The sequence below is a fragment of the Acinetobacter sp. NS-4 genome, from assembly GCF_037402435.1.
Taxonomy (GTDB): Bacteria; Pseudomonadota; Gammaproteobacteria; order Pseudomonadales; family Moraxellaceae; genus Acinetobacter.
This window is the reverse complement of record NZ_JBBEUE010000002.1, coordinates 75,429-102,356: the sequence shown is the minus strand read 5'-3', so window position 1 is coordinate 102,356 and position 26,928 is coordinate 75,429. Positions and strand designations below refer to the sequence as shown.

Annotated in this window: 27 protein-coding genes and 1 pseudogene; 16 read left to right on the top strand and 12 right to left on the bottom strand. The window is 37.9% G+C overall.

The genetic code is table 11. The features are described 5' to 3' along the window. Window positions 1–116: 116 nt before the first annotated feature. Both folD and WAE57_RS01925 read left to right on the top strand, forming a co-directional pair. A complete protein-coding gene (gene folD / locus WAE57_RS01930) occupies window positions 117–965 on the top strand; it encodes a bifunctional methylenetetrahydrofolate dehydrogenase/methenyltetrahydrofolate cyclohydrolase FolD (RefSeq protein ID WP_337707758.1) in 849 nt (282 codons plus the stop codon). Window positions 966–1,146: 181 nt separating this feature from the next. Continuing rightward, window positions 1,147–1,815 (top strand): 50S ribosomal protein L11 methyltransferase, encoded by a 669-nt coding sequence (locus WAE57_RS01925; protein ID WP_337707757.1) that lies wholly within the window; start codon window positions 1,147–1,149, stop codon window positions 1,813–1,815. Window positions 1,816–1,852: 37 nt separating this feature from the next. Here WAE57_RS01925 and WAE57_RS01920 read toward each other — a convergent pair whose 3' ends face one another. From WAE57_RS01920 to WAE57_RS01910, 3 genes and pseudogenes are all read right to left on the bottom strand, one after another. Continuing rightward, on the bottom strand, window positions 1,853–2,281 hold the full coding sequence (locus WAE57_RS01920; protein WP_237786746.1) for a hypothetical protein: 429 nt from the start codon (window positions 2,279–2,281) through the stop codon (window positions 1,853–1,855). Between the two features lie 152 nt (window positions 2,282–2,433). Beyond that, window positions 2,434–3,346, bottom strand: a pseudogene (locus tag WAE57_RS01915) (MFS transporter). A gap of 270 nt (window positions 3,347–3,616) precedes the next feature. Then, window positions 3,617–4,924, bottom strand: coding sequence for an MFS transporter (locus WAE57_RS01910; RefSeq protein WP_337707756.1), 1,308 nt, complete (start codon window positions 4,922–4,924; stop codon window positions 3,617–3,619). Window positions 4,925–5,237: 313 nt separating this feature from the next. On the opposite strand from WAE57_RS01910, the gene glpD reads away from it, so the two are divergent. Then, window positions 5,238–6,758, top strand: coding sequence for a glycerol-3-phosphate dehydrogenase (gene glpD, locus WAE57_RS01905; protein ID WP_337707755.1), 1,521 nt, complete (start codon window positions 5,238–5,240; stop codon window positions 6,756–6,758). A 94-nt stretch (window positions 6,759–6,852) separates the two neighbouring features. Here glpD and WAE57_RS01900 read toward each other — a convergent pair whose 3' ends face one another. Next, window positions 6,853–7,179: a hypothetical protein gene (locus WAE57_RS01900; protein ID WP_337708038.1), complete on the bottom strand. Its 327-nt coding sequence runs from the start codon at window positions 7,177–7,179 to the stop codon at window positions 6,853–6,855. A 135-nt stretch (window positions 7,180–7,314) separates the two neighbouring features. Continuing rightward, the gene (locus WAE57_RS01895; RefSeq protein ID WP_337707754.1) at window positions 7,315–9,144 is read right to left on the bottom strand and encodes a phosphoenolpyruvate carboxykinase (GTP); all 1,830 of its coding nucleotides are present in this window, start codon (window positions 9,142–9,144) and stop codon (window positions 7,315–7,317) included. 416 nt (window positions 9,145–9,560) lie between these two features. Here WAE57_RS01895 and WAE57_RS01890 point away from each other — a divergent pair, with 416 nt between their 5' ends. The 4 genes from WAE57_RS01890 (at window position 9,561) to groL (ending at window position 13,432) form a co-directional block, all read left to right on the top strand. After that, a complete protein-coding gene (locus WAE57_RS01890; protein WP_337707753.1) occupies window positions 9,561–10,499 on the top strand; it encodes a diacylglycerol kinase family protein in 939 nt (312 codons plus the stop codon). Then, on the top strand, window positions 10,480–11,253 hold the full coding sequence (locus tag WAE57_RS01885) for a metallophosphoesterase (RefSeq protein WP_337707752.1): 774 nt from the start codon (window positions 10,480–10,482) through the stop codon (window positions 11,251–11,253). The genes WAE57_RS01890 and WAE57_RS01885 overlap by 20 nt, the downstream gene beginning before the upstream one ends. 182 nt (window positions 11,254–11,435) lie before the next feature. Next, a complete protein-coding gene (locus WAE57_RS01880) occupies window positions 11,436–11,726 on the top strand; it encodes a co-chaperone GroES (protein ID WP_086175216.1) in 291 nt (96 codons plus the stop codon). A gap of 71 nt (window positions 11,727–11,797) precedes the next feature. After that, entirely contained in the window at window positions 11,798–13,432 is a 1,635-nt protein-coding gene (gene groL / locus WAE57_RS01875; protein WP_301435161.1) for a chaperonin GroEL, read from the top strand. 141 nt (window positions 13,433–13,573) lie between these two features. On the opposite strand, the gene WAE57_RS01870 is transcribed toward groL, so the two are convergent. Further along, window positions 13,574–13,786 (bottom strand): hypothetical protein, encoded by a 213-nt coding sequence (locus tag WAE57_RS01870; protein WP_046206083.1) that lies wholly within the window; start codon window positions 13,784–13,786, stop codon window positions 13,574–13,576. 500 nt (window positions 13,787–14,286) lie between these two features. Here WAE57_RS01870 and WAE57_RS01865 point away from each other — a divergent pair, with 500 nt between their 5' ends. From WAE57_RS01865 to WAE57_RS01850, 4 genes are all read left to right on the top strand, one after another. Further along, entirely contained in the window at window positions 14,287–14,625 is a 339-nt protein-coding gene (locus WAE57_RS01865) for a helix-turn-helix transcriptional regulator (RefSeq protein ID WP_046206082.1), read from the top strand. A gap of 312 nt (window positions 14,626–14,937) precedes the next feature. After that, complete coding sequence (locus tag WAE57_RS01860; RefSeq protein ID WP_337707751.1) at window positions 14,938–16,110, top strand: hypothetical protein; 1,173 nt, start codon at window positions 14,938–14,940, stop codon at window positions 16,108–16,110. A gap of 320 nt (window positions 16,111–16,430) precedes the next feature. Continuing rightward, entirely contained in the window at window positions 16,431–16,946 is a 516-nt protein-coding gene (gene mobC / locus WAE57_RS01855; RefSeq protein WP_046206080.1) for a plasmid mobilization relaxosome protein MobC, read from the top strand. Next, window positions 16,930–17,247: a hypothetical protein gene (locus WAE57_RS01850; protein ID WP_337707750.1), complete on the top strand. Its 318-nt coding sequence runs from the start codon at window positions 16,930–16,932 to the stop codon at window positions 17,245–17,247. The genes mobC and WAE57_RS01850 overlap by 17 nt, the downstream gene beginning before the upstream one ends. Window positions 17,248–17,412: 165 nt before the next feature. Here the strand turns inward: WAE57_RS01850 and WAE57_RS01845 are convergent, their stop codons facing one another. From WAE57_RS01845 to WAE57_RS01835, 3 genes are read right to left on the bottom strand one after another with little or no spacing between them, the layout of a single operon-like run. Next, a complete protein-coding gene (locus WAE57_RS01845; protein WP_046206078.1) occupies window positions 17,413–18,156 on the bottom strand; it encodes an ATP-binding protein in 744 nt (247 codons plus the stop codon). Between the two features lie 9 nt (window positions 18,157–18,165). Beyond that, window positions 18,166–18,678, bottom strand: coding sequence for a hypothetical protein (locus tag WAE57_RS01840; RefSeq protein ID WP_337707749.1), 513 nt, complete (start codon window positions 18,676–18,678; stop codon window positions 18,166–18,168). Window positions 18,679–18,727: 49 nt separating this feature from the next. Further along, the gene (locus WAE57_RS01835) at window positions 18,728–18,997 is read right to left on the bottom strand and encodes a hypothetical protein (protein ID WP_046206076.1); all 270 of its coding nucleotides are present in this window, start codon (window positions 18,995–18,997) and stop codon (window positions 18,728–18,730) included. A gap of 340 nt (window positions 18,998–19,337) precedes the next feature. On the opposite strand from WAE57_RS01835, the gene WAE57_RS01830 reads away from it, so the two are divergent. From WAE57_RS01830 to WAE57_RS01815, 4 genes are all read left to right on the top strand, one after another. Further along, window positions 19,338–19,541, top strand: a complete 204-nt coding sequence (locus WAE57_RS01830) for a helix-turn-helix transcriptional regulator (RefSeq protein WP_046206075.1) — start codon at window positions 19,338–19,340, stop codon at window positions 19,539–19,541. A gap of 144 nt (window positions 19,542–19,685) precedes the next feature. After that, window positions 19,686–20,987 (top strand): HD domain-containing protein, encoded by a 1,302-nt coding sequence (locus WAE57_RS01825; protein WP_337707748.1) that lies wholly within the window; start codon window positions 19,686–19,688, stop codon window positions 20,985–20,987. Further along, complete coding sequence (locus WAE57_RS01820; RefSeq protein ID WP_337707747.1) at window positions 20,980–22,176, top strand: DNA methyltransferase; 1,197 nt, start codon at window positions 20,980–20,982, stop codon at window positions 22,174–22,176. Before WAE57_RS01825 ends, WAE57_RS01820 begins: the two co-directional genes overlap by 8 nt. Before the next feature lie 22 nt (window positions 22,177–22,198). After that, window positions 22,199–22,903, top strand: coding sequence for a methyltransferase domain-containing protein (locus WAE57_RS01815; protein WP_337707746.1), 705 nt, complete (start codon window positions 22,199–22,201; stop codon window positions 22,901–22,903). Here the strand turns inward: WAE57_RS01815 and WAE57_RS01810 are convergent. Next, complete coding sequence (locus tag WAE57_RS01810) at window positions 22,898–23,452, bottom strand: AAA family ATPase (RefSeq protein WP_337707745.1); 555 nt, start codon at window positions 23,450–23,452, stop codon at window positions 22,898–22,900. The two genes, WAE57_RS01815 and WAE57_RS01810, sit on opposite strands and share 6 nt — an antisense overlap. Beyond that, window positions 23,437–24,309, bottom strand: a complete 873-nt coding sequence (locus WAE57_RS01805; protein WP_337707744.1) for a hypothetical protein — start codon at window positions 24,307–24,309, stop codon at window positions 23,437–23,439. Before WAE57_RS01805 ends, WAE57_RS01810 begins: the two co-directional genes overlap by 16 nt. 389 nt (window positions 24,310–24,698) lie before the next feature. On the opposite strand from WAE57_RS01805, the gene WAE57_RS01800 reads away from it, so the two are divergent. Further along, window positions 24,699–25,301, top strand: a complete 603-nt coding sequence (locus tag WAE57_RS01800) for an HAD family hydrolase (protein WP_337707743.1) — start codon at window positions 24,699–24,701, stop codon at window positions 25,299–25,301. A gap of 17 nt (window positions 25,302–25,318) precedes the next feature. Here the strand turns inward: WAE57_RS01800 and WAE57_RS01795 are convergent, their stop codons facing one another. Beyond that, window positions 25,319–26,536 (bottom strand): integrase arm-type DNA-binding domain-containing protein, encoded by a 1,218-nt coding sequence (locus WAE57_RS01795; protein WP_005015621.1) that lies wholly within the window; start codon window positions 26,534–26,536, stop codon window positions 25,319–25,321. Window positions 26,537–26,928: the final 392 nt, after the last annotated feature.

Below are 26,928 nucleotides of genomic sequence, written 5' to 3'. Positions count from 1 at the left end.
AAAAACAATAGTAGATTTATGCAGATGTGCATAAAAACAGCATATAGCGGAAATTATTTAAAATATTCATGTAGAATGTGCGAAATTGATTCATATCAACACTTGGGAGAAGTGCCGTGGCATTAGTTTTAGATGGTCGTGCATTGGCAAAGCAAATTGAGGCTGATTTGTTAACTCGCGTAGAAGCGTTAAAAGCAAAATCAGGTCGTACTCCAATCCTTGCGACTATTTTGGTGGGTGACGATGGCGCATCTGCAACTTATGTGCGTATGAAAGGAAATGCTTGCCGCCGTGTCGGTATGGATTCATTGAAAGTTGAACTTCCGAAAGAAACCACGACTGAAGAATTACTGGCTGAAATTGAAAAACTCAATGCCAATCCTGATGTTCACGGTATTTTGTTACAACACCCTGTACCGGCTCAAATTGATGAACGTGCATGTTTTGATGCTATTTCACTGGCGAAAGATGTTGATGGTGTAACTTGCCTTGGTTACGGTCGTATGGCAATGGGCGAAGCAGCGTATGGTTCTGCAACGCCTGCAGGCATCATGACCATCCTAAAAGAAAACAACATTGAAATTGCAGGCAAACATGCAGTTGTGGTTGGTCGTTCTGCGATTTTGGGTAAACCAATGGCTGCAATGCTGCTTGAAGCCAATGCAACTGTTACGATCTGCCATTCACGTACTCAAAACCTGACTGACTTCGTTAAACAAGCAGACATAATTGTCGGCGCGGTAGGTAAAGCTGAACTGATTCAAAAAGACTGGATCAAACCAGGTGCAGTTGTGGTTGATGCTGGTTTTCACCCACGTGATGGCGGCGGTGTAGGTGATATTCAACTCGTCGGTATTGAAGAAGTGGCTTCTGCGTATACACCTGTTCCAGGTGGTGTAGGTCCTATGACCATTACCACTTTGATTCGTCAAACGGTTGAAGCTGCTGAAAAGGCTTTAGGTTAATTCCTACAGAATGTTCCTTCTCTTACGCTGTATACGGCTCAGGGAGAAGGTTAGGATGAGGGGATTTTAACAATAATCCTCTCCCTAGCCCTCTCCTTTAAGAAAGGAGAGGGAACTTCTATTATTAATTTATATTTATTATTGAAACTAAAAATTTGCATATCCGAACAATAAAACTCCAATGAGCTGTACTTTCAAATTTCCAAAAGCCCCCGAACATTTAATTCAAGCTTTGCATGAAGTGATTCCAAGCTGTGAGCTGCTTGCTCAGCAATTGCCTGAAACCCCGATTTCACTGTGGCTGATTCCACCGGTATTTCCAACCGATAAACTCGATGATGAAGTGATTCGTCGGATCTGGAACGATACGCCGTATTGGATCTTCTGCTGGGCATCAGGCTTGGCGATGGCACAGTGGCTCTTGGCAGAGCCCGATCATGTCAAAGACAAAGTCGTACTCGACTTTGGTGCAGGATCGGGCGTGGTTGCAATTGCAGCGAAAATGGCAGGGGCCAAGCGTGTAATCTGTTGCGATATCGATACCGTGAGTCTGGATGCTTGCCGTGCCAATGCAGAATTGAATGATGTTGAGCTGGAATATCTGAATGACCTGTATAAAGCCGAGCAGGTCGATGTGCTATTGGCCGCAGATGTACTGTATGACCAATGCAACCGCTTTTTCCTGGATGAATTCCTGAAATTTGCACCTGAGGTATGGGTAGCAGATAGCCGGGTAAAAAACTTTAGTCATCCAAAGTATGAAAAACTGGATGAACGCAGTGCTACAACTTGGCCAGACTTAGATGAGTCGCCAGAATTCCGTAATGTCAGTTTTTATAAGACGCTATAAATAGCGTCTTTTTTATTTAGCAAGTCATTTAAAGCGATTAAGAACAAGTATAGCGAACCACACTTAATGTGCTCGGACGTGCTTCTAAAGACTGGCGAGTGGCCATATTTTCACTGTTATACAAATCTGGGGTATTGCTTAAACTCACGCTGGTACGGCTTTGACCTAGTTGACGACCATATTGGGGTGTTTGTATTTCAGGGTTGGCAATTTCACTAATGCTTAAAATAGTTAATTTATATTGTTTATTTAAGCCCAATACTTTTTGACAGGCGCGTTGTAATTTCTGCTCATCCATTTTCTGGTTTTGACGAACAGCCAAAGTATAAGCCAGTGTTGCACGATCCGCCGACTGGCTTTCAATCTGATAGCCGACACTACCATTGTATTGGCGCGGAGTACTTTGACAAGCACTAAGTCCAAGCGCAATCAAACCTAAACCTAATAATTTATATCTCTTGTTCATCTTCAAAAGTTCCCGGCGTTATTATTCCATTCAGTATGCCATAAGCCCGTTTTTTTAACGATCTTGACGTGGCATATATCCCATAAAAAAGCTTTCCAAATGTGACCATCTGGAAAGCTTGTGAGCTGACTATTGAACTGGATTAAATCGACTTAATCATCAGTAATCATGCTTGCATTTTGGTGTCTTTCATAAAGAAATAAGTAATTAAAGACAAGCCAATCATGAAGGTAATGTAATAGAAAAAGTAGTTTTCATGACCTGCATTTTTAAAGCTGAGAGCGACCAGTTCCGCAGTACCACCAAACAAGGTATTGGTAATGGCATAAGGAAGCGCTACAACCTAAGGCACGAATATGTGGCGGAAACAATTCGGCTTTGACTACAGCATTAATTGCACTATAGCCAGTCACAATCACCATGCCACTCATACAAAGCATGAATGCAGTGGTTGGATTGGTGGTTGAACCCAAACCGTTGAAAATTGGAATGGTGAACAATACGCCCAGAATACCAAAAGTAATCATAATTGGCTTACGGCCAATTTTATCTGACAATGCAGCAACAGCCGGTTGTAACAGAATGAAGATAAAGATCACTGCTGTGGTAATTTCAGTGGTTGTGGTTTTTTCAAAACCAGAAGTATTGACCAGATATTTTTGCAAATAAGTGGTAAATGTATTGAAAGCCAGTGTACCGCCGGCAGTCAACATAATCACGGTAAAGGCTTGTTTAGGATATTTGGTAAATAATGCTAAAGCACTCGATTTAGGACCACCTGTTTTCGCCTGTTCCTGAGCCTGTTTGGAAGATTGAGTTTCAACCAGTCCGCGCGAATCCAGAACACCACGACTGCTAACAATGCACCAATGGCAAAAGTTGAAGCAGTTTTACGGTGTCATCGCCTTCAAGGGAAAATTGGGAAGCAAAGTACAAGGTAAATGCGGCATAGACATACCAGTTATACCATTCAACCAGGTTACCTGCAGAGCCGCCGAGGATAGATTTAAAATGAATTTTTCTATCAAGTGGCGAAGCCGCAACCTGAGGAGATGAATCTGTCACAACAATTCTCCAAAAGAATGTTGGCAAACCCCATCCTTTTAAATTATTCGAGGTAAAAAATTTAAAAACATATATTTTGTTGTGGAAGATAGAAATAAGGTTTTACAAGTACGTTATACGCCGATGTTTGTGCTTCTTCATTGGAATTTAGTCTATACAGTGTTTTGGTTTTGACTTTTTAGTACTAACTAACTGTTTATTTTTATTCAAAAGTATAGATAAATAAAAAGCCTTTCTGTCTAGGAAAGGCTTTTAAAAAATGACTTTGGATTAGTGTTCTTTAATTTCTGAATGGTGTTTTGTATCTTTCATAAAGATATAAACTATCAATGAAATCGAAATTAAAATGGTCACATAAATAAAGAACCAGGACTCATGTCCTGCTTCCTTAAAGCTGAGTGCGAAAAATTCGGCTGTACCCCCAAACAGTGTGTTGGCGAGGGCATAGGGCAGTGCAACTCCCAAGGCACGAATATGCGCCGGGAATAGTTCTGCTTTGACGACTGCATTGATGGAAGTATAACCGGTGACAATAATCAGGCCTGCCAGACACAGCCAAAAGGCTGCCCAGTAGTCATGGGTCTGGCCTAATCGATCAAATAAAACGTAGGTAAATAAAACACCCAAGACCCCAAAGGCAATCATCAGTGGTTTGCGTCCAATTTTATCCGATAAAGCTCCGGCAAAAGGTTGTAAACACATGAAAATAAAAAGAGCCAAAGTGGTAATTTGTGTGGCTTCAGGTTTGCTAAATCCAGAGGTATTGACTAAATATTTTTGCAGGTAGGTGGTATAGGTATAGAAGGCCACCGTACCGCCTGCGGTTAAAAACAACACCGTAAAGGCTTGTTTGGGATAGTGTTTGAAGAGGGCAAACATACTGGATTGGGGCTGGTTTGGATCTTTTTGTGCATTTTTAAAAGATTGGGTCTCTAACAGCCCACGGCGGATATAAAACACCACAATGGCCAAGCAGGCACCAATAAAGAAAGGAATACGCCAGCCCCAGTCATGCAGTTGTTCTTCAGTGAGTACAAACTGCAAAATCAGCAGTACGCAGAGTGCTGTCAACTGACCTGCAATCAGGGTCACATACTGAAAACTGGAGAAAAAACCGCGCCGGTGTCTTTCAGCCATTTCACTTAAATAAGTGGCGCTGGCACCGTATTCGCCGCCCACACTCAGGCCTTGAATTAAGCGTGCCACAACTAGAATAATAGGGGCAAATATCCCGATCTGATCATGGGTGGGAGATACTGCAATCATCAGAGAACCAATACACATCAAGGTCACAGAAAGCGTCAGACCGGATTTTCGTCCTTTTTTATCCGAGTAAATCCCCATAATCCAGGCACCAATCGGCCGCATTAAAAAGCCGACTGCGAAAATGGCCGCAGCTTGAAGGAGTTGTGCTGTCTGGCTGCCTTTGGGGAAGAATGCATGGGCAAAATATAAGGTGAACGCGGCATAGACATACCAGTCATACCATTCCACCAGATTACCCGCTGAACCGCCAAGAATGGATTTGACCCGTGTTTTGGTATCTAAATTTACTTGAGAAACGTTTGTTTCAATCATGTCTACAAGTCCATTTTGTTATTGTTTTTTAATATTAGAGCAATTGGGTTAGAGACATAAGCCGATGATTTTTTTGTTTTGTATGAAAAGTGTGCAAAATTTAAGTGGTTGAAAGTGAAGTAGTTGAGGGAAATAGCTAGATTGAGGATTTATGGGCGTAGTTTATTTTTTGATATAACAACCCCATTGTTATTTTATATACATACTATTGATCAGAAATTTTTAAGTGTCATTTCATTTTTAATGGTGTTAAGTTGCTTAGCACAAGAAGAAATTTAAGTATGCTGTTTTAACCGGATTAGAGGAGGCAATCATGCAAAACAATCATCCGGTGTATGATGTTGTTGTGGTGGGTGGTGGTATCAATGGTGTAGGTATTGCCGTGGATGCTGCAGGACGAGGATTGTCTGTGTTTTTATGTGAAAAAGATGATTTAGCCAGCCATACTTCCTCTGCAAGCAGTAAGCTTATTCATGGCGGTTTACGTTATCTGGAACATAAAGAATTTCGTCTGGTACATGAGGCTTTAGCTGAACGGGAAATTCTGTTGGCCAAAGCACCGCATATTATTCGTCCCTTGCGTTTTATCATGCCTCATCAACCGCATTTACGTCCTGCATGGCTGATTCGGACCGGTTTATTTTTTTATGATCATCTGGGAAAAAGACAAAAATTAGCCAGTTCACGGCACATTCATTTTGATCCCGTTAGCAGTCCTTTAAAAGATGAGATGACACAGGGTTTTGAATACTCTGATTGTGCGGTAGATGATGCACGTTTGGTGGTTTTAAATGCCCTGCAAGCCCATGAGCTGGGTGCCAACATTGCAACACAAACACGCTGTACAGCGGCTTACCGTGAACAGGGATTATGGAATGTTCATCTGGAAAATGCGCAGGGCGGTTATCAGGTACAGGCAAAAACCTTGGTTAATGCAGCCGGACCTTGGGTGACTCAGTTTATTGAACACAATTTAAAACAAAAATCGCCGCATGGCCTTCGTCTTATTCAAGGCAGTCACATTATTGTGCCAAGAATTTATGATGGCGATAAAGCTTTCATACTGCAAAATGATGATCACCGAATTGTTTTTGCCATTCCTTATCTGGAGCAATACACCTTAATTGGTACCACAGATCATGAATACAAAGGTGATCTGGACCAGGTCAAGATTACCCAGCCAGAAGCGGATTATTTGCTGGATGTTTATAATGATCACTTTAAGCATCAGTTAGGACCTGAAGATATTTTGCATACCTATTCAGGTGTACGGTCGTTGTGTGATGACGAGTCGGATAATCCATCAGCCATAACCCGCGATTATACTTTGGCGATATCCCATCAGCAGCAAGATGATGTGCCTTTACTTTCAGTATTTGGTGGCAAGCTCACCACGTATAGAAAACTGGCTGAGTCGGCAATGCAGCATTTGGCCCCGAACTTCCCCGACATGAACAAGCCCTGGACTGAAAAAGCATTATTACCGGGAGCAGAAAATCTGGTTTCAGTCGAATTTTTGATTCAGCAGATTATGCAAAATATTGAAAATGTTCCTTTAAGCTTAGCGTCGCGCTGGGCGCACGCCTATGGTTCACGGGTTTTACGATTTTTGAATCACATTGCAAACCTGAATGATCTTGGTGAAAATTTTGGCCATGGCTTGTTTGCCAAAGAAGTGGATTATCTGGTCGATCAGGAATGGGCAAGAACCAGTGAAGATATTTTATGGCGTAGAACCAAACTCGGCTTTCAATTTAGCGCTGATGAAATACAGCAATTAGATCAATATCTTTTAAAGTTGCTGCTGACAAGATCAAGCGATACTGCAGCTTAAGCGGTTCAACAAGAAAAAAGACCGCCTGAGCGATCTTTTGGGTGCAGCAAGTTTTAGTTCTTATCTTCATTCAAGTTTCAGCTGTGTGCTGTACTTAAATTTCAACGCCACCGAGTTCTTTACAATTTACCGGTGTATTCCATTTCACTGCCGTACCCCAAACCACGGGGCGTACAATACGCCAAGGCCAGAAACCGAATCTCTGGCTGGCATTGTAGTTAATGACCACGTTGCCACCCACTTGATGGGCACGTTCTGCAAAACGTGAATACAGCTCTTCTACGCTGCCATAAGTCCCTTTAGCCACTTTAATGCGCTTTTTGATCTGAAACTGGCTAGAGTCTGGCGTACCTTTGATTGCACAAATGTGAAGAGCAGGCTGTTCAGGTGTCTCGGGTTTGGCCATCGCCAAAGTAGACATGCTAAGCAGACAGGCAGTCAGTGTGAGTGTTTTTAACATGAAGTTTCCCCTTTTATGGTTGTTGTTGAGTTATAAAGTCTTGTTATTAAAAAAATGAAAAAAAGACCGCACATGCGGCCTTTTTTTATTTAGCGATTAAGCAGATTGAACTGCAGCTAAAAGTTCAGCTTGACGCTTTTTCAACGCTTCTGGTAAACGATCACCAAGTTTGTTGAACAATTCAGAGTGGCTTTCAATTTCTTTGATCCATTGATCTTTGTCTTGAGAAGTTACCAGGTCAAATTGTTCTTTAGTGAAGTCGGAACCAGTCCAGTTCAATTGTTCGTAAGTAGGAACACGGCCGATAGGTGTGTCAATAGCAGTTGCACGACCTTCACAACGGTCAATGATCCACTCAAGAACACGCATGTTTTGACCGAAACCAGGCCATACGAAGTTGCCTTCAGCATCACGACGGAACCAGTTCACGTTGTAGATACCAGGAAGCTTGTTGCCCGCAGCAGCAGCTTTCGCACCTACTTGCTCACCCATTTCTAACCAGTGAGAGAAGTAGTCAGCCATGTTGTAGCCAGTAAATGGAAGCATCGCAAACGGATCGCGACGTACAACACCTTGTTGACCAACTGCAGCTGCGGTGGTTTCAGAGCCCATGGTTGCAGCTTTATAAACACCATCAACCCAGTCAAATGCTTCTGAAATAAGAGGCACTGTGTCCGCACGGCGACCACCGAAGATGAACGCAGAGATTGGAACACCTGCTGGATTTTCCCAGTCAGCATCAATAGAAGGACATTGACCTGCAGCAACGGTGAAGCGAGCATTTGGATGCGCAGCTTTTTCACCAGCAACATGTGGTTGACCCTTCCAGTTAGTCAGGTTCGCAGGCGCTTCTTTAGTCAGACCTTCCCACCAAACTTCACCGTTGTCAGTCACAGCAACGTTAGTATAGATAACATCTTTCGCTAATGTAGCCATACAGTTCGGGTTAGTCTTGGTATTTGTACCAGGCGCTACACCGAAGAAACCAGCTTCTGGGTTGATGGCATATAAGCGACCGTCTTCACCTGGTTTGATCCAGGCAATATCGTCACCTACAGTTTCAATTTTCCAGCCTTCGTAGCCAGCTGGTGGAATCAACATTGCAAAGTTTGTTTTACCACAAGCAGATGGGAATGCAGCTGCGATGTAATGTTTTTCGCCACGTGGGTTGGTCACGCCAAGGATCAGCATGTGTTCAGCTAACCAGCCTTGTTGACGGCCCATAGAAGACGCAATACGTAAAGCCAGGCATTTTTTACCAAGCAATGCGTTACCGCCGTAACCAGAACCGAATGACCAGATTTCACGGGTTTCTGGATAATGAACGATGTATTTTTCTGGGTTGCATGGCCAAGCAACGTCTTTTTGACCTTCTTCCAATGGTGCACCCACAGTGTGTACACATGGAACAAATTCGCCATCAGTGCCAAGAACGTCATAAACAGCTTTACCCATACGAGCCATTTTAGACATGCTTACAGCTACGTAAGGAGAATCTGTTAATTCGATACCGATATGTGCAATATGAGAACCTAAAGGACCCATAGAGAAAGGAACCACGTACAAAGTACGGCCTTTCATTGAACCGTCGAATAAACCGTTAAGGCGAGTACGCATTTCAGCTGGAGCTTCCCAGTTGTTTGTCGCACCTGCATCTTCTTGTTTTTCTGAACAGATAAATGTGCGACCTTCAACACGAGCAACGTCAGAAGGATCAGAGTTTGCCAAGTAAGAACCAGGATGTTTTTCTTGGTTAAGCGCTTGCATAGTGCCGTTAGCGATCATCAAGTCAATAAGACGTTGATATTCTTCTGCGCTACCGTCACACCATTCAATTTTTGCCGGTTTTGTTAATTTAGCAATCTCTTCCACCCATGCAATAAGCTTAGGGTTACGAACGAATTCTGGTGCGTTCACTTGGGTCATGGTGATGCCTATATCAAATATGTACGATTTAAATGTACAAAGTACAATCCAAACAATGGGGTACATCGCTTGGAGGAAAATATAAAAAAAAGTGGCTGTATTAAAGCACAAAATCGTAAAAAAAATAAGACTTAAGAAGTGATTGAAATAGATTGGAATATTATATATGTATATTTTTAATTGATAAAAAACAAACACTTAAAGTTAAATATGTTTATTAATTAATACATTTATTAATTTTATGGACAATATTTATTTAATTTATTATTTTTATAAACAATATGTTATTGATGGTATTTAGATAAGAATCATTATTGATTTAATAAATGCTAGTAATTCGAATTTTACATAAAGATGCTTTCAATTGTTGATAATTTGGACAAAATTAGAGCAATTACTTCAAAAAAGTATAGAAAATGTCAGTCTCTGTAAAGCCTTTGTCGATTATCTATAATGAAAAATCAGGATTTCATGCAGCCAATAAAGATGAAATCTATGAACAACTTATGACAAATTTAACCACTTATGGCTATGAAATTCAGACTTTCGAAATCAGTGCTGAGGCAGATTTTAACAGTTTGATGGATAAAATTATTCTACGCCATCAACAGGCTGAAGAAATTGGCATTGTGGTAGCCGCGGGGGGAGACGGCACTTTAAATACAGTGGCAACCAAATTGATGACTACCGAGATTCCGATAGGAATTTTACCCTTGGGAACCTTTAATTATGTCGCCCGCTTGCTGCATATTCCGCTTGATTTGTTAAAAGCAGCTGAGGTCATTGTGCAGGGTAGGGTGCGTGAAGTACATGTGGCACAAATCAATGATCATATCTATTTAAACAATGCCAGTTTGGGACTATATCCTTTATTTATACAACGGCGTGAACTCTATAACCGGCGTTTTGGTCGCTTTACTTTACATGCCTATACTTCAGCATTAGATGTACTGATTCGTGATCGCAAAGAACTGAAGCTTGAAATCGAAGTTGAGGGAAAAAAATATCCTGTGAAAACTCCGCTTATTTTCTTTGGCAATAATCAGTTGCAACTGGCAGAGATGAATCTACGTATTGCTGAATGTGCTGAATTGGGAAAAGTCGTGGGTGTGGTGGTGGCGAAAAGTGATAAACGTACCTTATTTAAAATTTTATGGCAGTTGATTCGGGGCAATCTTGATCATGCGCCAGATGTGTATAGCTTTTCTGCTGACAATGTGCAAATACATTCCAAAGCCAAAAAACTGACGCTGGCACTGGATGGTGAAATTGTAGAAATGCAGCCCCCGCTTCATATTTCCGTGCGTAAGCATGCACTCAAAATAATGGTTCCTCATGATTTTACATCTGTCTGATTTGCATTTTGGTACGGAAAAATTGGCCTGTATGGCTGCTATCCGTCTATTTTGTCAGCAACAACCTCTCGAGGCTGTAGTTGTAAGTGGTGATTTAACTCAACGTGCCCGTTATAAGCAGTTTTATGACTGTAAACAGTTTCTGGAAAGTTTAAATCTGCCTTATCTAGTGGTGCCTGGTAATCATGATATTCCCTTGTACCATGTCTGGAATCGAATATTCAGTCCTTTTACCCGCTATAAAATTTTCTTTGGCCACATGGAAATCGTGCTGGAAACCGAGCATTTTTATTTGATTGGGGTTAATAGTATTAGACGGCGTTATCATACCCGTGGGCATATTTCCTTAGAACAAATTCAACAGATTGACCAGTCTTTAATGATTGCCCCCGCAGATAAAATCAAACTGATTGTTGCACATCAACCTTTTTATACCCCCCCGAATAATCCACATGGCATCAAGGACTGTCCAATGCTGGGACGTATGGCCCTGGAATCATGGAGTCAAAGTGGTTTAGATGGCCTGTTGCATGGTCATCTTCATCAATCTGCGGTGTATGACCTGAATCAGATTTACCATTTGGGGGCGAACCATCACGTGCTGGATATTCATGCGGGAACAGCAATTTCTTACCGTTTACATCGCGGTTTGCCGAACAGCTTTAATGTAATTTATCCCAATGCCGATGTGCAGCATTATTATTTTGATGAGCAACGTAAAGAATTTATTTTAGATGAAAAAAATGCCGATTAAATGCGGAAACACACAGGTTTGAATAAAAAAAATACAAAAAACAGCAATTTTTTTTTGCTTGCCCCTTGAAGCGTTTTTTTCCATCCCCACAAAAGTGTCATCGAAATTATTTGATGATGACCGATGGAATAACAAAGTCATCATTACTTCACTATAAAAGACTTAGTCTGATGGAGTTTCCAATGAGCAACATTCGTCCATTACATGATCGCGTAGTTATTCGTCGTGTTGAAGAAGAAACTAAAACTGCTGGCGGTATTTTACTTCCAGGTTCTGCTGCTGAAAAACCGGCTCAAGGTGAAATTATTGCAGTAGGTAATGGCCAGATTACTGACAATGGTGTACGCGCTTTAGATGTTAAAGTAGGCGACAAAGTATTGTTCGGTACTTATGCAGGTACAACGGTAAAAGTACAAGGCGAAGAACTTCTTATTATGAAAGAGTCTGACATTTTGGCTGTGCTTGAAGCTTAATTCTGAGCCAGAAAATTCAGACCTGATTCTTTATACAGATTATTGAAAATTAAAAATATTTGGAGTAAATCATGTCAGCTAAAGACGTAAAATTTGGTGATTCAGCGCGCAGCAAAATGATTGCAGGCGTAAACGTACTTGCAGATGCTGTAAAAGTAACTTTAGGTCCTAAAGGCCGTAATGTTGTGATCGACCGTTCTTTCGGTGCACCCCACATTACTAAAGATGGTGTAACGGTTGCGAAAGAAATTTCACTGGCAGACAAATTTGAGAACATGGGTGCTCAACTGGTTCGTGAAGTATCTTCAAAAACCAATGATATCGCAGGTGATGGTACAACAACTGCAACTGTACTTGCGCAAGCCATCTTGAATGAAGGGATCAAGTCAGTAACTGCGGGTATGAACCCAATGGACTTGAAACGTGGTATCGACCTTGCGGTTCGTGCTGTAGTTGAAAACATTAAAGCCACTGCTAAACCTGCTTCTGATACTAAAGCGATTGAACAAGTCGGTTCAATCTCTGCAAACTCTGATACCACTGTAGGTAAACTGATTGCGCAAGCAATGGAACGTGTGGGTAAAGAAGGTGTCATTACTGTAGAAGAAGGTTCAGGCTTTGAAGATGCTTTGGACGTTGTTGAAGGTATGCAGTTTGACCGTGGTTATATCAGCCCGTACTTTGCAAACAAACAAGATACTTTAACGGCTGAACTTGAAAATCCGTTCATTTTGCTTGTTGATAAAAAAATCAGCAATATCCGTGAATTGATTACTGTGCTTGAAGCAGTGGCTAAAACAGGTAAACCGCTTCTTATCATCGCTGAAGATGTTGAAGGCGAAGCACTGGCTACGCTTGTAGTGAACAACATGCGCGGCATCATCAAAGTGTGTGCGGTTAAAGCACCTGGTTTCGGTGACCGTCGTAAAGCAATGCTTCAAGACATCGCAATCTTGACTGGTGGTACTGTGATTTCTGAAGAAGTAGGCATGTCTTTAGAACAAGCGACACTTCAAGACCTAGGTACAGCTCATAAAGTTACTGTTTCTAAAGAGAATACAGTTCTTGTTGATGGTGCAGGTGATGCAGCTCAAATTGCTGATCGCGTTCAACAAATCCGTGCGCAAATTGAAGAATCTACCTCTGAATACGATAAAGAAAAACTTCAAGAACGCGTTGCTAAATTGGCAGGCGGTGTGGCAGTGATCAAAATCGGTGCTGCAACTGAAGTTGAAATGAAAGAGAAGAAAGACCGTGTGGATGATGCACTTCATGCAACTCGTGCTGCAGTTGAAGAAGGTGTAGTTGCCGGTGGTGGTGTTGCGCTTGTACGTGCAGCTTCTGCACTTAATGGTGTAACTGGTGCAAACGATGACCAAAATGTAGGTATCAACATTTTACGTCGTGCGATTGAAGCGCCACTTCGTCAAATCGTAGCGAATGCGGGCGATGAGCCTTCAGTTGTGATCAACGCGGTGAAAAATGGCGAAGGTAACTTCGGTTATAATGCTGCAACTGGCGAATATGGCGATATGCTTGAAATGGGTATTCTTGACCCTGCAAAAGTAACGCGTTCGGCACTTGAGCATGCTGCTTCTGTTGCAGCATTGATGCTTACAACTGAGTGCATGATCACTGATATTCCTGAAGACAAAGCTGCTATGCCTGATATGGGCGGCATGGGTGGTATGGGCGGTATGATGTAATCTGCCTATGCTGTTGGTAATTCTTTGTAATTTATAGATTTATTTATTGTATTCTTATAAGTTACTCACAGTGTTACTCACAAAATATTTTGTTGTAAAAAAAGGTCGCTATTTTTAGCGACCTTTTTTATTTTATTGCTCTTAAAGGGTATCAATATACATTTCCGTGCTAGTGATACATGCAAGTACATAACTATTTAGCCAAAAATTTTTACGACCATCCTTGATAGGTGCTTGTATACGCCCATCTTTAATACGTTGATAGAGTTCTTTCTCACTGATATTCATACGCAAAGCAAATTCTGCTGTAGAAACTCGTCGTTCTGTATTGGTGAGATCTATAGTGATTCCCATATTATTCTCCCAACCTTATTCAGCATTAAAAGATAAAAAACTTTGTTTGAGAGAAGAGGGTAAGTAACCCCAAAATTTTTGTACTACATTAAACATTTTTAATCCTATAGCTACATAGTTTATAAATTTTTAGCGCACATAATTTCTTTAGATGTTCATCACATTTGAAAATATGTTGTCTAGACTAAAATAGCAGGGTTGAATTTTTAAAAATTAATTTTGTTTGAAACTTCAAAAAAATGGTTAACTTCTAAATTTAGTATGAAGTTTAAATCTATTGTTGCGATTCGTTATTTAGGTTCTTTGAGCCAAATATTTCTAAGAGTCGGCTCATGAGGTGTACAAATGCTAAGTGAAATGAAAAGTAGGACTAAAATTTAGTAGTCAAATTTTATGAAAAATATGGTATCAAATAGCTCAAATAAGCTATGTTCTAAAGTGCCTTAAATTGAACTTTAATTGGTATTTCAGCGATCTAAGTACCATCTAGGTGACTTTACATGACACGGCATCATTCTAAGACAGCGCATGCTCTTGCTATTGAGTTAGGGCAAAGGTTACAAAGAGCTAGACTCAACTTAAATCTGACACAACTGGAGGTAGCTCAACACACAGGAGTCTCTAGAAAAGTTGTGATGAATGCAGAAGCGGGACAGGTCACATTAGAAAACTTGATCGCGATTTTGATTACATTAGACCTAGTTGATCATTTAGATTTATTTTTACCAGAACAGCTAATTTCACCAATTCAGCTATGGAAATTACGAGGCAAGATTCGACAAAGAGCAAGTCGTAAAACTGATCAAAATCTACCAACAGATGATGACTTGGGTTGGTGAATAGTTGTGTGAGTTAGGATAACTGATTTGATAAATAATTTTTTATATTTCAAAGAACATCTATTTTGATTTATATGATTGTAATTTTCAAAAAAAATGTTAGATTAAAAACAAGGTCGCCTACCGTACTTACGCATGAGTAGAAAAGGGGTTGAGTTTTATTGGTTTAATTTTACAAACCACATCTATATTTTAATTTTCTTAAGCATCAACTCGTTTGGTTCTTAGCATTTAAACATGCGTTGCTATAAGTCATATGACACCAAGAAATTCTTTGAACAAAAGAATTTAGAGTTGGCTGTAGAGAAAATTATGTCTATTCAAGATTTCGCATTTAAATTATCAAAAAAAATTCAGGAACAGCATTCTGTAAAGATTAGTCGTTCGCATATTTATGAATTAATCGCTTTAAATCAAGGCTATAAAACGTACAATGCATTTGTAAGTCAAAATCTAATTATCCAAGTTCAATATGATGATTCTGAAGAATATTATCAGCATGATCTCGTCAACGCATTAAGCTTAGAAATATTTAAAAACCCACCTGAATCAGACTATTCGAATTATGATGAAGATGATCTACATTGGGATGACTATGAAGGTCGTCAATTACTAGATCAAATCAAAAATCTTATCACTCGTTTGCAAATTTTATCGAAATTAGATCTTCCAGAAGAGATTCACTTTTCGATCGCTAAAACTGTCTATCAGGAGCTTTTATATCTAAATATAGAAGTTACAAATTTTAGAGTGATGCGAGAAAGTTTGAGTCATGTTTGCTTTGATAACGGATTACTGAATACATTTGAATTTGGGGAAGAGTCTGACTATGGGTATTTTGAAGATGAGGAATTTGAGTTCAATACAATAGGAGAGCATCTTGAGACTATATTGTCTTATGCAAAAGATCGTAAGAATCTTGATGCCTATGCATTGGTTGCTGGATATTATCGTTACCTAGCGAATCAAATTGCGCCTTATGGTCGAAATGGTTCGAATTTCGGTAGTCGTTGGGATAATGACAAACAAAAATATATAAAATCTGAGGAAACTACAAAGAATAAAGAAAAATATGACGAATATATAAAACAAGCTGAATTTTACGAATCGTATATCAAAAATTGTCCATTAAGTATTGCGGAAATAAATTTTGATGCAGATGAGGATGAGGTCTATCAGCAGATGTTGTATCTATGCAATCAAGGTGACACAGAGGCAATTGAACACTTCCTTTACCAAAGACTATTTAAGAATACTGGTGAAGCATGGCTATATATTTATCTAGCTCAGTTATGTGATGTTGATTTTACGCAAGATGATTTACGAGCTTACAATGCCTATACAGGCGAAGCATATGATGACTATGGACCTATGGAAGTTGCAGGTCGTGAAGCAATTCAATATGTCATTAACTTACCTGATTTGCCAGAAGCTCAAGATGCTTTAGCAAGAAAAATTGCAAATGAACTATTTGAGAAAATTTAATCTTTAAACAGGTTTCAAAGTTAATAAAAATCCCATTTGGTTAAATGGGATTTTTTAATTGGATTACCATTTTTAAAAAATAGCTAAAAAACTCAAAATCACCACAGAAACCAACCCGCTTTTTTGTTCTTTGCTAATGTCATAAAAATCCGTGATGGGAATAAGCAAGCCTACCTGTACATACAAAATTCTTCGAATTTTTATGTACAGGGCTTGTTAGGAGGGAAACCCTCCTAAGACCTCCCAGCCCATCACAGATGGGCAAGTCAACTTCGTTGACTTAAAAGCAGAAAAGCAAAGAACAGTTAGCGTGATTATATATGAGAAGTAAAACCAAAAATTTTAGACTTACTCCATTTCAGCTAGAGCAGTTGGATCTGCACATTGAAAAAGAACGTACTAACTTTACTGACTTTATTCATTCTTTGATTCAACGTGAAGTGATGCATGATGCTGTTACAGTTCGAGGGATGATTGAAGAGGAGAAGGAGCCGAGACTCAAAATTAAAACTGAAGTTGAAGTCGTTAAACTTTATCAAATCATTGATCCTGCTTTATTACTCGCGTTATCTAAAATTGGGAATAACCTGAACCAGATAGCACGTGCTTTAAATATCATTAAAAATGCGGATCCACGAGATCAGCGTAAGCTTGATATTTTTCATGTGTTATTGGTCTTAAAAAATATCCAAAATGAGCTAGAACAAATATTTCCAACCCTACCAAAAATCAGTAGACAACGTTCAAACAGGCTTAGAAAGCAATTTGAGGCTTTAAATGTTGATCAAGTACAACCTTCAATCGTGTTAGCGGAGAAGGATGAAAGTGCATATTAAATTTTTAGAACACGGTAGATTCATTTTCAATATCAATTCAAGAGATACAGACCAAAATAAACAACCAATTGCAGAATATCTCGATAGACCAACCCAGTTTACAAAAGACTATACAAGCCCAAATACAGCAAGCGATCGCCAACCAAAGCAAGTCGATAGAGAGCAGTATAGAAATGCTGATCACGGAAAAGATAGATACGCAAAAAGCGACATATATGTTGGGTGGGGCGATAGTGATTGGACTATTGAGTCTTTTAATCGCTTTATTTATGGCTTATGCGGTTGTCGATGTAGGCAATAATCGTTACATCATTAGTTTAATTATTTAAGAAAGTGGTTTGATATCAGCTGATCCTAAACAGTAACGTAAACAACCGATCTCTAAATCGAATAACTCATTCAAGTTTTGAAATGTAAAACTTTAGACCATTATTAAAAAGCCTTGGCAGTACCAAGGCTTTTTTTACTACTTCATTCTGTAGTCAGACCAATAACAAGGCACTGTGGTTAATTGATTTTCATGTAATCTTGACCAAAGCCTCATACCTAAATCAGTCTTAAGCGCATCAAGGATAAAATTAGAAATAATCATAGTTGGCTTCATCATGTCATAGCGTTTGTATAGCACTTTATGAACAAGTTCTAAACGAGATGAATGACGATCATGTAGCCCATATTCATCTAAGACTAGTAAATCAAAATCAGCAAAAAATTGAATCCATTGCTCTTCAGATTGGTCTTCAATACTCCATGAATTCATAATGGTTTTTGCTATCTGAGCACTTGTTATATAACGAGATGACATTTTGGTTTTATAGATAACATTGCGAATAATCGCTGATCCTAGATGGGTTTTTCCAGTACCTGGCGTGCCATAAAGGATAAGGTTGGATTTCGAACCGTTTAATAATTGCTGTGTGAAATTCTGACAGCATTCGACAACTTGCTGCTGTTCAGTAGTACTAGCACTATAATTAGAAAAACCACATTCCAAGTAACGTTGATTTAGCCCTGAGCTATGAATACGGTGTTGTAACAGCTTTTGCTGTAACTCTTCCTTGTGTTCTCTATTCGTTTGTTCAAGATTTTCTTTCGCACAGACTTTGCACAATTGATGACTACCTATTTTTATTAATGGATAGCCATGTTTTGTACAGAGGGTGCTTAAAATATCCTTAGGAGTTTTTAAAAGATCAATTCCTATATTCATCATCTACTCCTAAATCCATTTTCGATTAATCGGTTTTGCTTCATTTTTATCATCCTTCCTTTGAGACGAAGATGAAGATGAAGATGAAGGTGAAGGTGAAGGTGAAGGGCATTCTTTAAGTAATGCTTGTGCATTGCTAGAGCACTCCGAATCTGATGCATCAGCATTACTTGAGCTTTTATTCCAACGAGCTTGTGCTGCTATTTTCCCACGTTCAGATTTCATCTTTTGATTCAGAATGGCTTGTTCTTTTAAGGTAGTGATGTAGCTAGATTGTATGAAACCATTTACTTCCTCAAAAAGGTTCAAGGTTTTTAATGTAATCAGTAGACTCTTTGTTTTGGGACTCGTTAATTTAGTCACACTCATTAGAATGTTGGGTTCGCTTGGTATAGGACCATTCTTCCAAAAGTCCATCATGAGAAAAAGGGTAGCACCGACTTGCTCGCTCGAAAGGCGAGTAAATTTTGCTTGAAGATCACCAATGTAGAGTGGCATCCAAATTGTTGCGTCAGTATTCATTTTGAACCTACAAAAGGTAGGGGCATTTCAAACATGCCCCAGAAGAGAATTAAGAAAATATTTTTAAAAAAAGTGTACGAGCCGTTTGTATGAGATCTTCTAAGTCGTATACGCTGAAATCATTGGTAGTGGGATAGTTTTCACATAAACGATCAGCCCAAAGACGAAGGGCTTGATGATCATTGAAGCAGCTATTTACTTTGAGCTTAGTAGCTAAACGATCTAAACGAGGGATTTCAAACTCATGAATAATATGAGTTGCCATCACATCGGCAGCTTCACATACAACGACGCCGTCGAAAACTGATTTATCCAACATAGTGAATCTCCTGACAACCTAAATTAAGCAGTGCAAGGAAATAGGGATTTCGTTTAGATGTTATTTTCTTTATCATTGGTAAGTACCTCATGATTTACGTCTTGGTGGTATCTCAGGCTTGTTTGCACACTTATGTTTCACTTTGGCGAGAGAGGTATAAGTTGTTTAGACAGGCCTGAATTCTTTGTTCTTCGTAAAATGTATGGGGAATTATTTGCAGCTATGGCATAATCAACCTCATAAAAAGTACTAGGAAAGTAGGAAAATTTATTCCTTAAACGTAAATTATCATATTTTTACGTCATTTCAAGTATTTTTTACTATTTAAATAGGAAAAAATATGATTAAGTCAAACTTAGCTGTGTTGTTAGCTGAACGAAAACTGCGTGTTACAGATCTTGTAAAAGAGACGGGTATTAATAAAAGTACGCTTTATAAGCTGTATAATGACGAGTCCGTTCGTATAGATTTTGAGACGATTGATAAGATTTGTTTGGCTTTAGATGTCGGTGTTGCTGACATACTCAAATTTGAAAAACGTTAAATTGAATTTGTACTATAAATTCTGATTTTATTTTAAATTGTCCTAGTTAAATAAGATGAATAATTACCAAAGACTATGATTGGAAACTAGATTTAAATATGAGACTATCTCTTTACCATCAGATTATTGAGAAGATGAGTTTATATGGAATTTCATGATATTTTGCATGGTCTTATTGAATTTCCAGACTTTGATGAGTCTACAAAATTATTGCGTGATCTTCTTAATAGTACAGAAATAAATCGTCTTAGAAATATGAGACAAATGAATTTTGATGTGCCTTTGATTCAAGAATTAGGTAGATCTAGAAGACTTCCTCATTCTATTGGGGTAGCTAACTTAGCATTTAAATTATCAAAAAAATCTTTACTAGATGATCGGAATTCTAAGGTTCTGCTAGCAGCTGCTATTATGCATGATGCAGCAATTCCCCCTTATGGGCATTTAGTTGAATCTGAATTGAAGGCTACTTCTTCTTTTAGTCATGAACGCCGTGTTGAAGAATTGGTACGTGGAAAAGAAGGGGATTTTGGAAATACTGAAATTTTTGAAGGAAAAGCACCAGAAGTACTAAAAATATTAGAAAAACATCAAACTAATGTGGATCATGTCATGTCACTTATTAGACCCTCTGATGGAACTAAAACTCCTATATCAGCAGATATTGATCTAGATAATATTGATAATGTTCATAGAATGGCAGCCATGCTAGGGTGGGATAATGCTCGAGAAAATTTTAATCGTTTAGTTAATTCGATAACCCTTAATGAATTACAAGAAATGCGCTTTTCTAATGATGCCTTACCACATGTAAGGAAATGGTTGGAGTTCAGAGAGCATATCTATACGATGATTATCGCTCATAAAGAATGTATCCCCTACAATGCTTTACAAGCTGATTTAGTGCGTTTAGCGATTCAGAAAGAAATTATATCTCCAGAAAACTGGATGCTTAATGAGCAAGAGTTTGAAGAAAAACTTAGAAGAGAACCATCTATTAGACCTTTAGCGATGCAGCTAATTACAGGTTGTGAATACAGTTTAGTAGACTATATTTGGTTTAAAGATTTTAAGTCCAATAAAAAACTTAATAACTTAGAGATAGTTAAAAGTTTGACTGAAAATTTACCTGAATACAAAAATGACGACTACGGTTATTTTGTATGGAATGAGAAAGGGTTAATTTCTAGAGAAATAAAATTAATGAAAACTAATGGTGAGGAGTGTACTTTAGGTTACAATTCAACTAGCTGTATGATTGCATATGTCAAGAAGACTGGGCGTAATCCGCAGTGGCCAAATGGTACAAATAAGGTCCATTGGAGAGAAGCTGTAATTTCTCATTTTAGAGATTTGTTCGACGTATCATATTTTAGAACTGACTTCCCTGAAACATATTCGGGATCTTTCTTAACTAGTGGAAATAATGAATTTGTCTTTGACTAAATCTTCTTTAATTAATGAGCTTGAATCTATTGATTGGTGTTTCCCAAATTTGTCTAATTCGGGTTTACATTCTTTTCATTGGTATCCCGCAACTTATATTTCAGCAATACCAGGAACTATAATTTCTAAAGTTTCTAAACCTGGAGATACAATTCTGGATCCATTTTGTGGTTCTGGAACTACTGGTGGCGAGGCGATCCGTTTAAATCGCAAGTTTATTGGTATCGATACTAATCCTATAGCTATTTTGATTACTGAGGCCAAGATAAAATATCCTGATCTTGATGATTTAAAGTTACAATTAGAAAATATAATTTTTAAGACAAATCCTCTTTATGTCTTAAATGAAAAGGTAGAAAAACATCCAAATCATGATGAATTAGCATTTTGGTATGATTTAAAAACGTTAAATGAACTCAACTACATTCTTAATTTGATTTTAAGTATAGATGAGCGATTGATTCAAAGAGTCCTGCTTGCTATTTTTTCATCTATTTTAAAAACGTGTTCGTCACAGGGGAAACATTGGGGATGGGTTTGCGATAATGTAAAACCTAAACCAAATGAAATTGTATACAAAGATGCAAACCTCATTTTTATTAATGCTGTCAGAACATTTATAGAGGATTCTGAATTTACATTTACAGAATGCTCTTATCATACAGATGGAGTTAATCGAACTACTTTAAGAGAAAGGTCTCAGCTCTTTAATGGTAGTTGTTTAGACCATTTGAAAGAAATAAATTCAGATAGTGTGGATGCTATTATTACATCACCACCTTATTATGGTGTTGCAGATTATGTGAAATCTCAGAGACTAAGTTATTTATGGTTTGATTTAGATAAACTTGCAGAAGATAAACTTGGATTTCGTGATTTTAAAGCATTGCGTGCAACTGAGATGGGAGCTAGAGCTCAGAGGTACAAAACGACTAGTCATGCACAGTATATGGAGTTTATGGATGCTTGTTTTTCAGAATGTTATCGAGTAATCAAATCTAAACACTTTATGAGTCTAGTGGTTGGCGAATCATCGGCACGTACAGGCACAATTGATAAATTAGTAGAACTTGCGACCAAGAATGGTTTTATTCTAGAGACAAAGACTAATAGGAATATTAGATCAAGTAAACGCCGGTTGATGGCAAAAGTACGAACAGAAGATATTTTATTCTTTTCAAAGAAATAGTTTATTGGGGATAGTTAATCTAATGTCAGCTCAGAAGATATGTGAAGGAGTATACCGGGTAGCAGAGCGTGGGGGAGATTCTTCTATTGAAATAGATGGTAAATATTATTATCAAATAATGGACTTCTTTTATATAGAATTACCTGCAGAGGAGTTAAGCCCTGAACAGGTATCAGGACTTTGTCAAGCACGGGCAGATGAACCTAGGTGTTTTGGGGGGGCTAATAAAAAAATTAAGCAACTTTTTAATAGATTTTTGAAAAGTAATGAAGGAAAAACAATTTTAGAAATTGGTGCTGGAACTAATCCAATTCTTTCAGAGAGTGAAGTGAGTAGTCACCAAATAAAATATATAGGAAGTGATGCAGATAATAAATATTCAGGTTTATATCATTTTGATGCGAGTACTAATCTTCCGGATGATAGTTTAGATGTTGTGATAGCTCTTTTTGTACTTCATTTTAAATTCTATGAACATCAAATTTCTCAAATTTATGAACATATGAAAGAAGACGGCATTTTTTTAGCGAACGTATATAATCGGAATGCTGCATCTCGGGAAAAGTTAAAACAGGATTTTGAAAATGTTGGTTTTAAAGTGGAATTTATTGTAGATCCTCAAAATACCTGCAGAGACCATCATTATTTCTTTGCATCTAAAGATGGGATAGTGATAGAAAAGAATAAAACTGTACTTTTAGATCTACTACAAAGACAGGATTTATAAGGTAGAGTCCCGCCATAATTTCATTAGTTTATCAATTTCTAGATACAGTTCACTCTTAGTTCTCTCATTACAAATTATTATATCTGCTAATCCCAGTAACTCATTAATTTGAAGTTCGCTTCTTGCATATTGTAATTTATCAAAATCTGATTTTGATAATGTAGAGTCTTTTCCTTGGTTAGCAAGGTGATTTAATCTTGCTAGTCTTAAATCATCTGAAGCTTGAACACCTATTAGTTTAAATGAGGTTAATTGTGAATAAAGTTCTATTTCTTCTTTATAACGAATACCATCTACAATGATGGGAAATTTCTGAGGTTGACTCAACCGGAATCTAGCTAAGGTATCATTACCTAGTACAGAGAAGATAGAATCCCCTAGTTTTTTTAGATTTTCACGATTCTGCTCCATTCCTAGATTTTTGGCTATTTCTCTTAGCAAATCAGAGTTTGATGCAAGTGAATAGTCATATTTATGACATAAATATTCAGCGATAGACGATTTTCCTGAGCGGATATGACCTACTAGAGCAATTATTGAAGGATACATAAACCTACCATTAGCGCGAAAACTAAATATGTGATACTCAACAGTATAACCCTACACTTTTCCCATTTGGTTGGAGGATCGGCTCGTTTTGTATTTTTTCTGGTTGCTTGCCAAGGAAATATCTTAAGCCCATAATATTCATAAACTTTTGCTTGATAGAAAAACAATAGAATACATATTAGTGCAAGATCAGCAAGTATTGTAGTTAATGCGGTTGGATTTTGTGGAATAATTACAAGCAGAAAAATAGAGGCTATTAGGCATATAGTTGATACAGAACAGTAAACAAAGTAACCGCATAACTGGTCTATAAAACTATCAAAGCAATCTGAACTTTTATATTCGCTTGGACTATTAATAATATCTGTAGTGATATCCCAAATAAGAAAAATTATGAAAATCAAACTCATAATGAATATTTCAGGTAAGGGTGAAACAGTCGTTATGTATTTTGATGTTTCTTTAGTTTTATTGAATTCAGAAAAATCTACTTCAAGCGATTTTGCTAGCCCATAATAGAGTGTGACTAAAAGAATCTCTAAAATAAATGTGAAGAATTTAACTGTAAATATCTGATTAATATCATTTAGATGAGCTTGAGCTTGCGATTTTGACCACATAATCCAACTTATTGATATCATAAGCAAGGCAAGGAAAATTTGTGCAGCAACAGCTAGAAAATCAAGATTAATTCCGGACCCTATGGGAAAAGAAGTCCAATTGTTTGTTAGAACTGCTAAAAATTCAGTAATGGTTTGAGCATGAAATGAGATTACAAAAGCAAATACCATTGCGATAAAAGTCTTTTGTAGTTGGTTCTGTCCTGGCGTTGAATCTTCTTTTGATTGGGTACTCATTAGTTCATATGCCTAATTTAAGATTACTCATTGATATATTCTGATAGCGATATTAAGTGCTCAGTTACAATATTCTTTTAACTTTCAAATTAATATATTAGGGCGAGAGTATATATCAGTTTCTAAGTGAGAAAAAACAAGTATTTACCAACTATCATTCACATTAGCTAAATACTGCATCAGTTCTCTTCGATCTTTTAACCAGCGTGCATGATTGTAAGAAGCACCTGACATACCACTATGCCATGGGCTAACTGTAATCCAATCCTAGCTGTGAATCTGCTAATTTGAATAAATAACTATTCAATGTAACTTGAGTAGAATGCACAAATTTTCTTAGTCTTTACTAAGCTAAAATCTCTGTAAAGCCTTTATCCATAGTTAGAATTATGAACTACTTTCCTAAAGTTATTGTTTTTGATGCTTTCGGTACACTTATCAAAATTAGTGAGAGTCGATCCCCATATCGTAAGTTGATGAAGTGGCTAAAAGCTAATGGTAGAAAACCAAGTGCACAAGATGCAAAGATCATCATGTCAAATCCTGTTGATGTTGCACAATTAGCGATGAAGTTCGGAGTAGAACTACCAGGGCAACTTTTGAGGGAGATCAACAATGATCTTCAGCTTGAATTAAGCACAATTCAACTGTATGAAGATACAGTGCCTACGCTGCAAATTTTAAAAGAAAGAGGTTTTAAAATTGCGCTTTGTTCCAACTTGGCGATGCCTTATGGTGAACAACTTAGAAAACTACTCCCTGATTTTTTTGATGCTGTTGTATTTAGTTATGAGGTTGGAGCCATAAAGCCTGAACATCAAATTTATAAGGTGATTCAGGCACATTTTGGCTGTGATTTTCCAGAAATGCTCTTTATTGGAGATCATCCCATTTTGGATGTTGAAACGCCTATTTCCTTAGGGATGAAGGCAAGGCTCATCGAACGTCATAAAAACCAAAGACTGTTAGATGTCATGGGTGATTTAATCTAACAGTATTATTTTTGATGTCATTCATGCCAATGATCAATAGTATCAGCTAAATGCTGCATCATCTGTCTTCGATCTTTTAACCAACTTGCATGGTTGTAAGAAGCTCGGGACATGTCGCCATCTACATGGGCTAACTGTAATTCAATCCAGTCCTTACTGTAATTCTGTTCGTTTAAATAGGTGGATGCAGTTGCACGGAAGTCATGCATGGTAATATGGCCTAGACCCATGTTAACGAGTGCTTCATTGAGTGTATTTTTCCCCAACATTGATATGCCATCATCCCCAGGGAATAAGTAAATACTGTCAGGGTAAAGCTGTAACTGCTCTTTTATAATTTCTAGCATTTGTGTAGATAAAGGTACAACATGCGTCCTATTCTTCTTCATATTCCTTTTACCATCCTTAATCTGTGCATTTGATACACGAGGAATAGTTAAGGTCGCATCTTTTAGATTAACAAAAGACTTTTTAGCCCTGCGTATTTCTATCGTACGTAGCATACTGTACAAGGCAGTCCTTAAAGCATTCTGTGTGCCAGTAGTTCCACCATATTGATTGATCAAAGCCAGAATCACTTTCTTATCTTTTTCTTCTAAAGGGGTAGCGTGATTAACAGGAGGACGTCTGATATAGCTGCGTAGCGCGATTGTAGGATCATTGATTATCTTCAGTGTGATAATTGCGTATTGCATGACTTCAGCGCAGATTTGTCTTACATAGATTGCTTTAACTTCACCAGTACCTCTTTTGCTTTTGCGAATTCGTGTAATGGTATTATCCAAAATCACTCGAATATCATTTGAATTCACTTCTTTGATTGGCTTATTGCCAATGACGGGGTTGATATCTTTTTTAAAGTATCTCAGCCTGTTTTCATACCATTCTTGTGAGTGAGTGTCCTTGTACTTTTCTAAATATTCATTCGAGATACTTTTAAAAGTATGCTGTATTGCATCCATTGCGGAATCAAGCGCTTTCTTTTGCTCTGTTACAGGGTCGAGATTTTTAGCAAGCATCCCACGATATTCCCTTGTCTTATCACGTGCGTATGACAAACTGATCTCAGGGTAGGGACCTATAGTTAACATTTTAGGAATGTTTAGGTATCGATAACGGTAGCGCCAAAATTTACTCCCTGTAGTTCTTACTTCAAGGCATAGCCCCGCATGATCTGCAACACGATACATTTTATCTTTGGCTTTTAATTGCTTGATTTTAAGATCATTTAACATATGGATGTGAGTAAGGCCTTATAATTGATTTCGTTACTCACAAGGTTACTCACAGATTTTAGTAATGTCACGTGTACTAAGGTGACGCATGGTAATTCCGGAACATTATTAAAAACAATTGGTTAAGTATCGTAGTAATGCAAGGTTATACGTGCGGACATGGTTGTGAAGCATGATGTAATTCATACAGGTTTCATACCATAAAAAATCCCCGCATTAAGCGGGGATTTTTTTGGTATGAAAAAAGTCGTGAAAAATAAATTTCAAAGTTTTTGATAAAATTAAAATATTGATTAAATAGATATTTAGTTATGAGAAATAGTTATTGTTTTTATATACAAAAGTATAATTGTGTAGTTTTTTTGTTGATTTTTTTTAAAAAAATGGTTTAT